The sequence below is a fragment of the Mesorhizobium sp. M1307 genome (assembly GCF_040318155.1).
In the GTDB taxonomy this organism is placed as follows: domain Bacteria; phylum Pseudomonadota; class Alphaproteobacteria; order Rhizobiales; family Rhizobiaceae; genus Mesorhizobium.
Genome location: NZ_JAMYLR010000001.1, coordinates 223,987 through 239,179, shown reverse-complemented (window position 1 = coordinate 239,179; position 15,193 = coordinate 223,987). Strand labels below are relative to the sequence as shown.

Below are 15,193 nucleotides of genomic sequence, written 5' to 3'. Positions count from 1 at the left end.
CATGAAACTGATCATCACCGGCTTCCTTGCCGGATTTATTGCAACGACAGTTCTGGCAACGACGGCCGCAAAGGCCGAGGACATGGTGTTCACCAGCTGGGGCGGGACGACCCAGGAAGCGCAGACCAAATCCTGGGCCGAGCCGTTCACCGCTGCATCCGGCATCAAGGTCATGCAGGACGGCCCGACCGACTACGGCAAGCTGAAGGCGATGGTCGACAGCGGCAGTGTCAACTGGGACGTCGTCGACGTCGAGATGGATTTCGCCATCAAGGCGGCCAAGGACGGTCTGCTCGAGCCGATCGACTTCAAGACCGTGCCGAAGGCCGACCTCGATCCGCGCTTCACCACCGATCACGCCGTCGGCAGTTTCTACTATTCCTTCGTGCTCGCCTGGAACAAGGGCGCCGTTTCGGGTGAACCGGCCGGCTGGGCCGACATGTTCGACCTGACGAAATTCCCGGGCAAGCGGACCTTCTACAAATGGTCGGCGCCCGGTGTCATCGAGATCGCGCTGCTGGCCGATGGTGTTCCGGCGGACAAGCTCTATCCGCTGGATCTCGATCGCGCCTTCAAGAAACTCGACACCATCAAGTCGGACATCGTCTGGTGGGGCGGCGGGGCGGAGTCGCAGCAATTGATCGCATCCGGCGAAGCAACGTTCGGCCAGTTGTGGAACGGCCGCGTCTTCGCACTGGACAAGGATGGCGCCGATGTCGGCGTCTCCTGGAACCAGAACCTGACCGCAGCCGACGTTCTGGTGGTACCGAAGGGTGCCAAGAACAAGGATACGGCGATGAAATTCCTCGCCGCGGCGAGCAGCCCCGCCGGCCAGGCCAAATTTGCCGAAGCCAGCGGTTATGCGCCGATCAACACCAAGGCCAAGGCAGAGATGCCGGCCGATGCCGTGAAATCGCTGCCGGACGCTCATGTCGACGGACAGATCAATCTCGACATGAACTACTGGGCCGCCAATCGCGACACCATCGCCGCGCGCTGGTATGCCTGGCAGGCGAAATAAGCCCGCCCTTGAACCGCAATGGACGAGACGGTTCGCGCCGTCTCGTCCCGTAGCCGGGTCGCTGTCATGTCGGTCGAAACACGCCGGAACTTTGGAACGGTGCGGGTGCCGGCAGGTCTCAATGGCCTGCTGCCGGCCCTGATTCTGATTATGCTGTTCTTCGTCGTCCCCGTGCTGGCGCTGCTTTTGCGCAGTGTCACGGAGCCCGAGCCAGGCTTGCAGAACTATGCTGCCCTGCTTGGTGACGGCACCTATGCGCGGGTGTTCTTCAACACATTCCTGGTCGCGGCGTTGGTCACCATCGTCACGGTCCTTGTCGCCTTTCCGGTCGCCTGGATGCTGGCGATCATGCCTTCGGGACTGGCCTCGATCATCTTCGGCATCATCATTCTGTCGATGTGGACGAACCTGCTCACCCGCACCTATGCCTGGATGGTGCTCCTGCAGCGTACCGGCGTGATCAACCGGACGCTGATGACCATCGGCGTCATCGACCAGCCGCTGCCACTCATCAACAATCTCACCGGAGTCACTATCGGCATGGTCTATATCATGCTGCCCTTCATGATCCTGCCGCTGGTCGGCACGTTACGGGCGATCGATCCGATGACGCTGCGTGCGGCGTCGCTGTGCGGCGCAAGCCCTTTCCAGGCGTTCCGCCGCATCCTCGTGCCGCTGTCGCTGCCCGGTGTCGCGGCCGGCGGCCTGATGGTCTTCGTCATGTCGCTCGGCTACTTCGTAACGCCGGCACTGCTCGGCGGCACGTCGAACATGATGCTTGCCGAAATGATCGCGCAGATGGTCCAGTCGCTGCTCAACTGGGGGCTCGGCAGCGCCGCTGCCTTCATCCTGCTTGTCGTCACCATGGTTCTCTACGCACTGCAGCTGCGCCTTGTCGGTGCCAGGCGCACGAGCGGAGGCATCTGAGATGCTGCTCGACTATGACCGCATGGGTTGGCTGCGGGTTGCCCTGCTCGGCTTCACCGCGCTGGTCGCTGGCTTTCTTCTGTTGCCGGTGGTCTTCATTGTCCTGCTCTCCTTCGGCTCGTCGCGCTGGCTGGCTTTTCCGCCGCCCAGCTGGACGCTCAAATGGTACCAGGAGCTTTTTGCCGATCCGGCCTGGCTCGACGCCGCGCTGACCAGCGCTCGGATCGCCACCATGACGGCGATCCTGGCAGTAGCGATCGGCCTGCTCGCCTCCTTTGCCCTGGTTCGCGGAAGGTTTGCCGGACGTGAGATCCTGCGCGGCCTGCTGCTGACGCCGATGGTGCTGCCCGTCGTTGTCTTCGCCATCGCCATCTACGCCTTCTTCCTTCGCCTTGGCCTCGGCGGCACCACCATCGGCTTCGTCATCGCCCACACCGTGCTGGCGCTGCCCTTCGCCATCATTCCGATCGCCACCGCGCTCGAAGGGTTCGACAAGTCGATCGAGGACGCGGCAATCGTCTGCGGGGCAAGCCCGCTCGAGGCCAGGCTCAGGATCACCTTGCCGTCGATCCGGATCGGCATCTTCTCCGCCGCGATCTTTTCCTTCCTCGCCTCGTGGGACGAAGTCGTGGTGGCGATCTTCATGGCCAGCCCCAGCTTGCAAACCTTGCCCGTCAAGATCTGGGGCAGTCTGCGGTCGGACCTCAGTCCGGTGATCGCCGCTGCCTCCAGCCTGCTGGTCGGGCTGACGCTTGCCCTGATGGTGATGACGGCGCTGCTGCAGCGAAAGTTCCGGACATGACCCACCCTTTCCTCTCCATCCGCAATCTGCGCAAGGCGTTTGGGGCGATCGTCGCCGTGCACGACGTCACGCTGGACATTCCCAGGGGCGAGTTCCTGACCTTCCTCGGGCCCTCCGGTTCGGGAAAATCGACGACGCTCTACGCGATCGCCGGCTTTCAGGACCCGACTTCCGGCGATGTCTTGCTGGAAGGAAAGTCGCTGCTTGCAGTGCCTTCGCACAAGCGCAACATCGGCATGGTCTTCCAGCGCTACACGCTGTTTCCGCATCTGACGGTGGCCGAAAACGTCGCTTTTCCGCTGCGGGTTCGCCGCCGGCCGGACGCCGAGGTGAAGAAAAAGGTCGCCGACATGCTGGCCTTGGTGCGGCTCGAAAGCTTTGCCGGACGCTTACCCGGTGCGCTGTCGGGCGGCCAGCAGCAGCGCGTCGCGCTGGCCCGGGCGCTGGCCTACGATCCTCCGATCCTTTTGATGGACGAGCCATTGTCGGCGCTCGACAAGAAGCTGCGCGAGGAAATCCAGGGCGAAATCCGCCGCATCCATCGCCAGACCGGCGTCACCATTCTCTACGTCACCCACGATCAGGAAGAGGCGCTGCATCTGTCGGACCGAATCGCCCTGTTCAAGGATGGCCGCATCGAGCAGACCGGCACCGGCGAGGATCTCTATCTCAGGCCGGCGACCGATTTCGTCGCCGGCTTCATCGGCAATTCGAATTTCCTCGCCGCCGAACATCTCGGCACCACCAACGGCACGACAACGATCCGCATGACAGACGGTTCGGTCATATCCGGAGTCAGGGCCAACGGCACGTTCGGCAAAGGCCAGAAGACCAGGCTGATGATCCGGCCCGAAGCCTTTAGCATGGAGCGGAGCCCGGCGAGCGCGGAACTGAATGTCGAGATCGTCGACATCGCATTTTACGGCGAGCGCCGGCGGATCGTCGCGCGCATCGCCGCTGGACAGGAGGTTGACATCAGGCCGACCTCCGCCGCTATGCAATCGCAGGATGTGTGGCCCTGCAGCCGACAGATCTTTTTCGATCCCGCTGCTGCATTCCTGTTTCCGGCCTGACCAAGCCGCGGTGGATCGCCGCCCTTCAACGCTTCGCAGCGATGGAAGCGTGCTTGGGGACAAGCTGTGGTTAGGTCCATCATCAGCTTCGGTCAGCAACGCGCAACGTGATCGACGCTGCAGTCGGCTGATTGGATGGCGGGCGCAAGTCCCGTATCCATTGACAGTCGTCATGCTCGGTTGGAAGATGAAGAAGGTCAGCGGCGATAGCCATACGGGAAGGCAATGGTCCAACCGCCAGATACCGGACACCATCCTGGCAGCGTCGTCGCGGTCATCGTCATTTGTTTGATCATCGTTGCTTTGTTCTTCATAGGCTTCAGATACTCAAGGCCAGGCCAGGGTACCCTCGTTATTCCTGGCGGTACGCTGCAGCAACCGTGAATCCGACCCCTTGGCGCTGACGCGGAGCCGTTCTCAGGCTGCCAAAAGTGCCCCGGCGGGACTGGGGGACGCCGCAGAATGGGCCGGCGGTTCGCAGCCGGTCTTTTGCTTCCCGCCGCGGCATTCCTTTCCCACCTAAACAACCAAGCCTGACCGGTGTGAGGTCGACCATACTAGGAGACGACGAGCGCCCAGCCACTAGGCGCTAGACGGCCCTGATCAGCCGGAGCAGAGAAAGCGCTTCGAAAAAGGTCCCCTTGCGAAAGGCAAGATAGGTCGGCTCTTCGACACCATGGAACCGGCGCTTGAAGGCCGCCTGCCCCTGCAGATTGAAGCGGGTGCGATTGACCCAGGGGGAGTCATAGGCACGCTGGAAGGCGTGCCGCCAGAAATCGCTTTCGGCAAACCCGCCAGGTCCGATTTCGACAAGCGGCGACAGGCCTAGGGTGACGACGGAAGCACCTTCATCGCGAAAGCGGTCGACCGCGAATTTGGTCAGGCCGATCTCGGCATGCGCCGAGGCATCGATGTGCTTGCGCTTGAACGAGGTGGTGTAGCCGATGACCTTGCCGTCGCTGAACAGCGGATCGAAATCCAGCAAGGCCACGAGCTCCCCATCCGGACCGTGCAGGACGAAACGGCGCATATCGACGCCAAGGTGATCGGCAAACGGCCTGTTGAGAAATCTCATCTCCCAGCGCCTGACGATGCGGTCGGCCCGCCAATTCTGGGAGAGCCTGGCAATCTCGTCGAGGAAGACAGTCCCGTTGTCCTCCGCGAAGGAAAAACCCTTCTTCAAGAGCCAGCGTTCGGAATAGCGCACTGTCTCATTGCGCTTTCCGGAAAAGTCGTGTCTGGGCAGGACAAGCCTGGTGTCGACGCCGAGGCGGTTGACGTGATAGCCAAGCCCGGCAAGCACGCGCGCCGTCTGGTCGCCGATCTGCACGAACCACGGGCTGCCGGCAACCTCGATGAAACGTCTGATATAGTCGCGCCGATCGGCCGGGGCAGCCACTGGATCACCGAGCGCGAAATGATGTCGCGTTTTGCTGCCGTAAGCGATGTAGCCCTGGGCATCGCCGAAGTAGTGAAGCCCCTTCTGCACGGCGGTCGAATAGGCAAGGGAAAAATCACCATGGCGACGGACCAGCGCCAGGCGCTCGACATGGTTCAGCTGCAGCCGCGGTATTTTAGGCCCGCGGTTCTCCAGGAAACGATCGAGGCGTCTTCGCAGTGACGGCATGGTCGACTTTCGCGTGCCGGCTAGGCCGATGAAAGAGCTGACGGACCCAAAAAACCGATCATATTGCCGCGAGCTGATCCTTATCTCAGCGCGGCATGTTTACCCGGCCGGAGCCGCCAGATTCGTAGGCGCAATCTGCCCCGGTCCCGCCCCCAGGCGGCAACACGCATTGTTGTCGACGCCCCGCGCCTGACGGCTGGTTGCTGCGCCCTTGGCGACACGAAAATCAATGCCACTTTCGGAAGCGCCCAGGTCACCTGCCAAACACGATGTTCTTATCGAACGGCGCTCTGAGAAGATTCCGCTTGATCGGAAGCCAGGAACTCGTCGCGTTCTGCTATCCACAAATCGGCGTAGTCGACATTCTGCCATTCGGCAAACCACGGGCCGCCGCTGGTATAGTGGACCGCCTTAGGTGTGCCGACCGCAGGCTTTTCATTCCAACCTTCGAGCCAATTCCACTCTACCGGCAATGAGCCCAAATCTTTGTCGGCAACCCACTGCATTCGGTGAAGATAGGCGCCACTTTCCTGATTCACGACCTCTGGCGTGAGCGATCTGACCGAAGGATGCGCGCAATTGAACAGCATCAGCGACGACCAGTTTTTCCGAGGATAGGACGTCTGGACCACACCATCCATCTTGGTTGTGGCCTTCGGCGTATAGTCATGCTGGACGCAATAGACCGCCTTGTCCGAGTCCGTATATTTCAGCAGGCCTGCGACGTCACCAAGCCACAGGAAATCACAATCGCAAAACAGGGCCCAACCCGTGTAGTCGGCGAGAAAGGGCGTGAGGAAGCGCGTGTAGGTGAACTCCGTTGAGGCGAGCGGATCTTTTTCCCGCCAATAGAGCCCGCGGGCACGCATCTCGTCCTGTTTGATCGGAATGACGGAGACAGGCGCCGACGCATGTTTGAGCAGCGAGTGTCGCGCGACGTCGTACGCGATCGGCTCACGGCTGTCCCATCCGATAAATACCCTAAACGCATCAGTCATATTCACTACCCTGGCTTTCGATTTTTACGGTCGTACACTAACTAGTTGGCGATGGCTCGGCAACAATTGCGGTCAACCAAGCCGGTTTCTCACAGATTTGTCCTGGCCTCAGCGTTGCTTTTTTGGGTGGACCGGGCCTCGCATTCCCAATGCGACACGGGCCCATTTCTGATAGGTGTAGCTGGCCGAATACGCGGCCACCATCGCACCAATGGAACCGTCCAGAAATCCCAGCCGGAAAATATAGCTGCGCACATAGGCCCAGACCGAGCGCAAAACCGCCTTGCCTATCGAGCTTTTTTTGCCCTCGGCAAGCAGTTGCACGGCGGACGCTTCTGCGTACCGGCCGATCTTGTCGTGGGCATCTGCCAAGTCGGTAATGGAATCGTGCTCGATCGGCTGGGACAATCGGCTGACCTTCCCGTTCACCAATACCTTCTCGTGCACGGTGTCGTCGCTGAACCGCCCGGAGCGGCGACGGAAGAGCCTGAGCACCAGATCGGGCGACCAGCCGCTATGGCGGACAATGTGCCCGCAAAAGCGCGATCTTCTTGGTATTTCGAAGCCGTCATTGGCTTTTGGGTTGGCGATTGCGGCCCTTATTTCCGCGCCGAGCGGCGCCTCCACCCACTCATCGGCATCCAGCGACAGGATCCAATCCCCCGTTGCCGCGGCCAGCGCACGGTTTTTTTGCGCGCCAAAACCGGGCCAATCGACGGTCATCAGAACCTTTGCCCCCAGAGCACCGGCAATCTCCCTGGTCCTGTCGCTGCTGTTGTTGTCGAGGACGACGATCTCATCGGCAAAATGGACCGACCGAAGGCATTGCGCGATGGACGCCTCCTCGTTGCGGGTGATGATAATGACCGAGAGCGCCGGCACGGTCAGAATGCTCCGGCATCAAAGCTGCCACTGTCATTCGAATGCATCTGCAGCATCGGCTCCCGGCCCGTTAGCACACTGAGGGTACTAACCTAATTCAACAAAGTCGAAAATCATTTCAGATCAAGGCTTTCATACAGCGCCATCATTCGCTTGATCATGACATTGAAATCATAGTGTTCGGCCGCCGCTCTCACCCGGGCCGCGGTGTCAGGTCGTGACGACAACCGCAGCGCGTGCGCGAGCGCTGCAGCGAGGTCGCTTTCGCTGGCCGCATCGCAAACGAGCGTCGGCTCGAACCGCTCGACAAGCTCGCGCGCTCCACAGCCGGTGCTTACCACGGCGGGCAAGCCGCTGGCCATCGCTTCGATGACCACTGTGCCGAAAGGATCATAGATGGAAGGCAGCACGGCAATATCGGCCGCGCCGTACCACGGCAGCATGTCTTTCTGCGGCCCCAGCATCTTGAGCCGTGCGCCGAGACCGAGCCTGTCACCGGCCTGCCTGAAGGCGTTGGCGCGCGAATCTTGGCCGATGACCCACAATTCAGGCTCGCCATCGAGCCTGGCGACCGCCTTCATCAGTGCAAGAAGTCCTTTTCGCGCAAAGCCCGAGCCGACAAACAGGACGACCGGCCTGTTTTCGTCGACGTCGAGCCGCGCGCGGATTGTCGCCCGATGCTGCTGGCGCAGCTGCGGGTTGAAGCGGTCGAGATCACCCCCGTTGGGAATATGGTGTACATTTTCCGCCGGATAATCGTAGTGACGGACAATGTCCTCTGCCACCATCTTCGAAATGGCAATGACAGCTTTGAGCCTCGGGCTGGCGTAGGTTGCACGTTCAAGGCGCAGCGTCTGGCGGTGAAAGGGGCTCAGCGCCATTGCCGCCCTGCCAAGCCGCGTCTCGAAACGCCGCCGCTCGGCAAGATAGGCGGCATGAACGCCCTCCCCGGCCCGGAAGACATCGCAGCACGGGAGACGATCGTTGCTCTGCACCAGTGCCGGCGGCATCTCGGCGATCTTGCGGCAGGCGGCTTGAGCAAAGGACGTCGCCCGCAGCGAACGCGGAAACCGGCGGCCGGCACAATGGATGAACTCGATGCCTTCATAACGCGGCCAGTCGCCGGACAGCACGGCCACCCGCCGCTGACGCGCGGCGAATGCGGCCATGATGTTTTCCAACATGATCTCGCCTCCACCGAAAGGCGCATAACGCTGGCGCACGAACAGGAGCGGCCTGTCGAATTGATTTTCGGTGCCACGAATGCCGGCGTGCATGGGGTCTGGGCTCCGGCCTTGTTGCCATCTGACGATGTCTATAGAGGCCAGCTCGCATCGGCAACACTTGGAAAGCTCACCCGCCGGAACTCAGAACAGGCCTGTGTCCATTGTCCGCAACTGCTTGCGATTTGCCTAACGGTGCTGCATGTAGAAATTAACTGCAAACAGCGGATCAGCGCCAGCTCCAGCCGGGCGGTGACCGCCATGAGGGGAATCGATGGCTTGAGCAAAGCAACCTGGCCCGCCATTGTCCGCCGGACGATTACCGACACCGCCATATATCGGCTGAGACACACCTTCGGAAGACGGGCAGAAGTGTCATCGCTGCGGCCGATAACGCCCCTTAAAGCGAATGACCTGCCCTTGATCCTCGTCATCCGCAACGAGGCGGACAGGCTACGCCCGTTCCTGAAGCACTATCGCGAACTCGGCGTCACCAGATTCGCCGTCCTTGATGATCGCTCGACAGACGGAACAGCTGAGCTTCTGGCCGAGCAGCCAGATGTCGATCTATTCAGCTCGCCGATCACCTATTCGCAGTCGGACTTGGGAAACCTTTGGCGTCAGCGGATTGTGCAGATCTATGGTCAGCCTCGCTGGTATCTAACCGTGGATGCGGACGAATATCTTGTCTATGACGGTATGGATCAGCATCCGCTCGGTGCGATGGCCGACTGGCTCAAGCGGCGCGGAATGACACGCCTGCTGGCGCCGATGATCGACATGTATCCGAGCGGAAACATCTGGGACGTACCCTTCGATCCCATCGTGCCGCCATGGCAAGTTGCGGACCATTTCGACGGCAGCGGCTATGAGGTGACGAGGAGCCCCCGGCATCTCAAGATCACAGGCGGCCCGAGAACCCGGCTTTTCGCCAGGCAGCACAAGTTGACCAAGTTTCCTCTGATATATGTTGATCGCCAGACGATTTTTACGTCGATTCACTCACCGCTGCCCTACTGGCGAAACTATATAAAGGGATTGGCTGGCCTGCTTCATTTCAAGTTCTTCGCCGATTTCAACGACAAGGCGCAGGTCGCGGTGGCGGAAGGTCAGTATTGGAACGGCGCTTCCAAATATCGCCAGTATCATGAGGTATCGAGCGGTAAAGCCGCTCTCAGCGCGATGAGCGAACAGTCAATGCTGTACGAAGGAGCTCACAGCCTGTTCAAAACGGGTTTGATCGACAAAATTGATTGGTAGACGGCATTTCAAGCAGATGCCGATCATGCATAACCGAATGCTTTCATAAGCTGGGCACCTCGTCCTTGTACCAGGTCCTGTAGCTCGGCGTTTCCAAGTTCGGAGCGCCATCTTCCGCTCCCGTCATAGATCGGCTGATTGACCTGTTGGTTCCGGAGCACCGCATGTGGCGTCTCGCCGCTGGCGTCGGTCGGCTTGAACCACTGCTGCGGGTTCTTGTGATAATCGAGGAGATCCGGGCTGAAGGTTACATCGAGAAAGCCGCATATCTGCTCGACGACTTTGGCCGGATTCTCGACCAGGTCCTCATAGCGATAGATCAGCACATCCGGCTTTCCCCGTTCCGCAAGAACCAGCGCATTGTCGTTGATCCAGCGGTCGAGAGCCTCCGCTGGGTCGCCAAGTCGTTTGATCAGGGACGCTACGACGTCGCGCCCATCTCGCACCGGCATGACGAAACGCGCGCCGGGCACGAGCCGGCGAATGCGGGCGACACGGCGGATATGCCGCGGTGTTTTTTCAAGCAGCACGTTCTTTCCAGCATCGAGCGCCGCCCGCTTCAGTTTCCAGAAGCGGAACATGGCCAGTGGCGTCCACTTGAAGAAAATGTTGGTTTCCTGGAGCGGCAGGTAGACGTCGGGATGCGACGCAAGGATCGTCGCAATCAACGTCGTCCCGCTATGGCCGCAGCCGCAAATGAATCCGGTCCGCATCACCATGTCGGCAATGCTCCCTAACCCAAGGCGACCCGGGCGCGGTTATCGACGCGAGCGTAGCACAAGCCGTTCGTGCTAAAAACCTTGTCCAGCTTCTCCCAATATTCGAACTTAGCCAACTGCTCGTCACAAAAGGCCACGTCGTCCTCGGAAAGATATTCGCCGTAACCGCCTATCTTGCCCTTGCGCACCTTGAAGCTTTCGGGATCATTCGCATCGCGCGGCTGTAGTATCTTGCCGTATCGATCGGACAGATCACCGGTCGATTCACTCACTTTCATCTTGTCGAACGTTCGGTTGTTCGCCACCTCGACAAGCGTCCGATCGTCAGCCTGCTGGTTCAGGAATCCAAGGATCGCGCGAAGGACACCAGCCGTATCCCGATGCATATCTTCATATTGAAGATACCGGATTTCGCGCATCCGGGGCATGGCCGCGAACCAATGCAGATTAAATCTGATGATCTTTTCAATCCCATGATTGTCGCTTCTGATAAAATCGCTGAACGATCCCGCTGGAAGCATGTGGCGCTTCTGAACCTGAAAGTACCCTGAGACCACCGTATCTCTTGGGTCGCGAACAAGCATTATTGTTCTTCTCTTCTTGTATCGAGATTTATTCTCCTTTAGGCCCGATATCGGTCGAAGTAACTTGTGGTCGGTTCCGTCGTGAATGTATTGAACTTCAACTCCGAGATCGTCCAGCATGACACGTAGCCACGTGCGCCCCGATTTTGGAAAGGATACGATAAGAGGAAGAGGCGGCGCTTTGGCCTGGAAAAATTTTAGAAAGGACATGTTTAGAAAGGACATGGAGAGACCTCCTTTAGATTATCAGAGCTGGCGCCCGAACCGCTGCCGGCCAGACCAACCCCATTACTGGGCGCCTAAGCCTACGGCTGATTCGAACACAAGGCAGAAATGCCGGCAAGAATTGCGATCCTCTGCGGGGCGAATTGGCCTTTACTATATCCCGGTTCGGAATGCCTTATGTTTTTTGGCCTGTTGCGACGACTGTTCGACGCGGGCGCTCCGTTCCGCGATCCGGCGGCCGAATCCTTAATGCGCATCGCGTCGAAGCGTATTCAGTGACGCGCTTTCGGACGACATGCATTAGCCACTTACTTTTGTGATCCATGGCGCCAGGATGGCCTCGGCCTCGCCCATCACCACGGACCAGGGGCGTTCCCGTTTCGAGACCAGCACGGCCGATGGATAGTAGGGCGTGCGGTCGCCCTCGACCGGCCAGGAGCGTTTGAAGCCGTCGCCCAGAATGAAAACCGAGGGGATGCCGAGCGCGCCGGCCAGATGCGCTCCGGTATTGCTGATGGTCACCACGGCGTCCATCGCGGCAACCTGCGCGGCGAAAAGATCCATGTCGACGAGCTGATCGACCGATCTGTCATGAAGAATGCGCTCCGGCTCACCGTCGGTCAGGATCTTCAGATCGGTCTCGATCTGGCCGTACTGCAGCGAGACGAACCGGAGGTCCGGTCGGCCGATCAGGTTTCGCCAGGCGGCAAGCGGCGGCAGGTCTTTGCCGGGATTGGAGCTGCCCCATGCGATACCGACCAACGGCCGTCCTTCCTTCCGGTAGCGGGCGCGAAGTTCAGCGACCCGGGCCGGATCCGGCTTAAGGGGCACGAAATGCTCGCGGATCGTCGCCTCGTCGGTTTCGAAAACGGCAGTCAGATGCTGGACGCCGGCGAAGGCCTGCGCCTCGGCATAGGCGGCCTTGCCGCCAGCGCCGACCGGCCGCACGTCGGCGGTCGGAAAAGTGCGCTGAAAGAGCGGTACCAGGCGGCGCTCGACCAGCACGATGGAGCGGGCGGCGCGCGCCAGGGCACAGCCGACGGAACTCGCATGATGGATCGCGGTGGCCAGACCCTGCTTTTCGGTTTCCATCAGATCGATCAGCAGTGTCTGGCCAGAAATATCCTGGCCCAGCCACTCGCCATCGACGCGGCCGTTGACGATGTGGCGTCGGGCGATCCTGAGTTCGGCGGCTGCGCCATAAGCGCCCATCCGCATCAGCGCCTTGCTGAGCTCGTCGATCAGGTGGACCTCGCCCTTCGACTTCGCAATGGATCCAAGAGCCAGGGCTTTCGGCAGTGCCGCCGGCCAATCGCGGGACTCGACGCTTCGCCGATAATCCGCCATCTGATCGGCAATGTCGCCGTCGCGCCAGCGAAGGAAGAGCTGCCGGCGGTGACGTCGGAACCAGACCTTGTATTTGTAGCCTGCAAGCGCGACAGCGCGGCGCAACCGGCCGAGAAGTAGGCTACCTTCCATCGCCAACTCCGCTGATGATTTGCATGACCCGTCCGCCTGCTTCCTGCACTGCCGACGCCCAGGCTCGGCCGCCTTTTCGGACCAGTCGAACGCTCGGATATACGGCGACGGTCTCACCGAAGGCAGGCCAGGACAGTCGAAACCCGTCGTCGAGCATGACAATCGTCGGCACGCCGAGCGCTCCGGCCAGGTTGGCGCCGGTATTGCTGATCGTCACCACCGCGTCGAGCGCCGCAATTTGGGCGGCAAAGCGGTCCATGTCCGTCAACTGGTCGACGGTAGCGTCATGGATGATGCGCCCCGGCGCGTGGCGCTCGAACTCGGAGAGGGCCGGCCCGACATCGCCATATTGCAAGCTGACGAGGCGCCCCGGCAGGCTGCTGAACAGCGTCCGCCAATCGTCCAGGGCCGGCAGATCCTTGCTCTTGTTGAGGCTTCCCCAGGCAAATCCGATCAGGGGACCTGGGCCGCCATCGAGATAGGTGCCGCGCAGCTCGGCAACCAGTCGGCGGTCCGGCTCCAGCGGAACGAAGGGCGCGCGTGCCGCCGGGTCGTCCGGCCAGAAATGCTTTGCGAGTGTCTCGAAACCGGCAACGACATCGGCGTCCACCGCCGCCATGTCCTCTTCCCCTTCAATCCTGACATCGAGCGCAGGATATGTTCTGCGATAAAGCGGTGCCAGTCGCGGCTCGACGAAGACGATGCATCGACCCGCAGCCGCAGCTGCTGGACCAAGCAAAGACGCGAACTGGAAAAAGATCGCCAGGTCGCCTTCGCGACGATCGACGAGAAGCGTGCGACCCGCAAGATCACTGCCATCCCAATCGGGCCTGCCGCGCAGCTGCTTGCTCGCCGCCATCAACTGCCAGATGCGATTTCCTCCGTCGAGACGCCTCAGTCCACGCCCCGCTTTCTTGATCAGGCCGAGATCGCCAAGCTGCTCGCCAAGCACGCCAAGCGCCAGTGCATGGTCGCGAGCAGTTTGCCAATCACCACGCTGCACGCTTTCCTCCATCAGCCTCATATGCCGTTCGGCGCTTTCGTCGGCGTGGCGCGAGGGACGTCTAAGAAGTTCCTTTGCCCGCTCGAGGACCTTCTGCAGCCGCTTGCCGACGGCGCCTTGCGGGCGCAGATCGGCGGTTTTTGCCTTCTGAAGGATGGTTCGTCTGTTCTGCACGGCGATGTTCTATCGTCCTCGGGGAGCGTCGGAAAGCGTCGTCAGGATCGACGAGAGCCGCCGGCCGGCCTCGTCGAGCACCAGCGACCAAGGGCGCCCCTCCTTGCGAATGACAATGCCCTTCGGATACCAAGGTGTCCGGTCGCCGGTCACCGGCCATGCCGTCTGAAAATTATCGTCGATGAGGAAAACAGTCGGCACGCCAATGGCTCCGGCAAGATGGGCCGCCGTATTGCTGATCGTCACGACAGCATCGAGTGCGGCGACCTGTGCGGCGAAACGGTCCATGTCGACCATCTGGTCGACGCTGTCGTCAAAGATCAGACGCGCGTCGTTGCCGTTGCGAAGGCGCCGCAACGCCGGCTTGATCTGCCCGTACTGGAGCGAAACGAATGTCGCTGGCGTCTGGGCGATGAACCGTGCCCATTCAGGAAAATCAGGCACGTCCTTGGTATGGGACTTGCTGCCCCAGGAGAGGCCGACCAGCGGCAGATCCGTCATCGAGCGATAGCGCTTGCGGAATGTCTCGACGAGTTCAGGATCTGCCCGCAGCGGTACGAAGTCGGCAGCAAGCTTTTCGGCGTCGCGTCCGAACACCCAGGCGAGATCTTCGAAAGTCGCGTGTTTGTCGCCGACCACATCCCGCTGCGCCGGGACCACGGTCGCCTTCGGGAACGTTCGCTGCAGAATTGATACCAGGCGCGGCTCGACCCGAATTGTTGCGCTTTGGGCATAGGCAGCGGCAGCGCCGGCCAGTCGCGCGTGGCGGATAACCCGGCCAAGGCTGCGCGGGTCATCCTCCACAAGATCGATCAGCAGTGTATCCGATCCGAGATTCTCGCCGGTCCACTCGTTGGCGCTTTTCCCTTTCCGCAGCCGGCGAGCGGAAAGCCGAAGCTCAGCTGCCCGCGCAAAGTTGCCAAGGCGTTCGAACGCCTGGCCCGCCTTCTGCATCAGCTCCGGGTCGCGATTATGATCGGCCGTGACAGCCATCTCGTTGGTACCGGCTTCAAGGCCTTTCCAGTCCCTGCGCACGATCAGGGCCTCAACCTTGGCCTGCAGCTCAAGAATGGAACGAGGCTGCTTGGGACTGAAAAACAACCTGCGCACCGCCTTTTTGTACCGGCGCACCTGAAGGCCCAGTCCACCAATCACATACCGGACATAGGAACCGTGATAAAAGCTGGTCATCGGCC

General features: G+C 60.8%; 14 protein-coding genes. 5 read left to right on the top strand and 9 right to left on the bottom strand.

What is annotated here, in order from left to right; all coding sequences use genetic code 11:
* Position 1 precedes the first annotated feature (1 nt).
* From NKH16_RS01115 to NKH16_RS01100, 4 genes are all read left to right on the top strand, one after another.
* On the top strand, positions 2-1,021 hold the full coding sequence (locus tag NKH16_RS01115) for an ABC transporter substrate-binding protein (RefSeq protein ID WP_352646106.1): 1,020 nt from the start codon (positions 2-4) through the stop codon (positions 1,019-1,021).
* A 66-nt stretch (positions 1,022-1,087) separates the two neighbouring features.
* Positions 1,088-1,948 (top strand): ABC transporter permease, encoded by an 861-nt coding sequence (locus NKH16_RS01110; RefSeq protein WP_352742805.1) that lies wholly within the window; start codon positions 1,088-1,090, stop codon positions 1,946-1,948.
* Position 1,949: 1 nt separating this feature from the next.
* Complete coding sequence (locus NKH16_RS01105; RefSeq protein WP_352698994.1) at positions 1,950-2,750, top strand: ABC transporter permease; 801 nt, start codon at positions 1,950-1,952, stop codon at positions 2,748-2,750.
* On the top strand, positions 2,747-3,823 hold the full coding sequence (locus tag NKH16_RS01100; protein ID WP_352742751.1) for an ABC transporter ATP-binding protein: 1,077 nt from the start codon (positions 2,747-2,749) through the stop codon (positions 3,821-3,823). Before NKH16_RS01105 ends, NKH16_RS01100 begins: the two co-directional genes overlap by 4 nt.
* 589 nt (positions 3,824-4,412) lie before the next feature.
* Here the strand turns inward: NKH16_RS01100 and NKH16_RS01095 are convergent.
* From NKH16_RS01095 to NKH16_RS01080, 4 genes are all read right to left on the bottom strand, one after another.
* On the bottom strand, positions 4,413-5,450 hold the full coding sequence (locus NKH16_RS01095) for a phosphatidylglycerol lysyltransferase domain-containing protein (RefSeq protein WP_352742750.1): 1,038 nt from the start codon (positions 5,448-5,450) through the stop codon (positions 4,413-4,415).
* A gap of 275 nt (positions 5,451-5,725) precedes the next feature.
* Positions 5,726-6,448: a glycosyltransferase gene (locus NKH16_RS01090; protein WP_352448862.1), complete on the bottom strand. Its 723-nt coding sequence runs from the start codon at positions 6,446-6,448 to the stop codon at positions 5,726-5,728.
* Positions 6,449-6,556: 108 nt separating this feature from the next.
* Entirely contained in the window at positions 6,557-7,330 is a 774-nt protein-coding gene (locus NKH16_RS01085; protein ID WP_352742749.1) for a glycosyltransferase family 2 protein, read from the bottom strand.
* Positions 7,331-7,443: 113 nt separating this feature from the next.
* Positions 7,444-8,499 carry a glycosyltransferase family 4 protein gene (locus NKH16_RS01080; RefSeq protein WP_352897982.1) on the bottom strand — a complete coding sequence of 352 codons (1,056 nt, stop codon included), beginning with the start codon at positions 8,497-8,499 and terminating at the stop codon, positions 7,444-7,446.
* Between NKH16_RS01080 and NKH16_RS01075 the strand changes: the two genes are divergently transcribed.
* Positions 8,416-9,813, top strand: coding sequence for a glycosyltransferase family 2 protein (locus NKH16_RS01075; RefSeq protein WP_352742746.1), 1,398 nt, complete (start codon positions 8,416-8,418; stop codon positions 9,811-9,813). The two genes, NKH16_RS01080 and NKH16_RS01075, sit on opposite strands and share 84 nt — an antisense overlap.
* A gap of 23 nt (positions 9,814-9,836) precedes the next feature.
* Here the strand turns inward: NKH16_RS01075 and NKH16_RS01070 are convergent, their stop codons facing one another.
* The 5 genes from NKH16_RS01070 to NKH16_RS01050 all read right to left on the bottom strand — a co-directional run bounded on the left by NKH16_RS01070 (position 9,837) and on the right by NKH16_RS01050 (position 15,188).
* On the bottom strand, positions 9,837-10,532 hold the full coding sequence (locus tag NKH16_RS01070) for a sulfotransferase family protein (protein ID WP_352448858.1): 696 nt from the start codon (positions 10,530-10,532) through the stop codon (positions 9,837-9,839).
* Positions 10,533-10,546: 14 nt separating this feature from the next.
* Positions 10,547-11,341, bottom strand: a complete 795-nt coding sequence (locus NKH16_RS01065; protein WP_352742744.1) for a sulfotransferase domain-containing protein — start codon at positions 11,339-11,341, stop codon at positions 10,547-10,549.
* 300 nt (positions 11,342-11,641) lie between these two features.
* Positions 11,642-12,820 (bottom strand): glycosyltransferase family 9 protein, encoded by a 1,179-nt coding sequence (locus NKH16_RS01060; RefSeq protein WP_352742743.1) that lies wholly within the window; start codon positions 12,818-12,820, stop codon positions 11,642-11,644.
* A complete protein-coding gene (locus NKH16_RS01055) occupies positions 12,810-13,997 on the bottom strand; it encodes a glycosyltransferase family 9 protein (protein WP_352742741.1) in 1,188 nt (395 codons plus the stop codon). Before NKH16_RS01055 ends, NKH16_RS01060 begins: the two co-directional genes overlap by 11 nt.
* A 9-nt stretch (positions 13,998-14,006) precedes the next feature.
* Positions 14,007-15,188, bottom strand: a complete 1,182-nt coding sequence (locus tag NKH16_RS01050; RefSeq protein ID WP_352742739.1) for a glycosyltransferase family 9 protein — start codon at positions 15,186-15,188, stop codon at positions 14,007-14,009.
* Between the last annotated feature and the right edge of the window lie 5 nt (positions 15,189-15,193).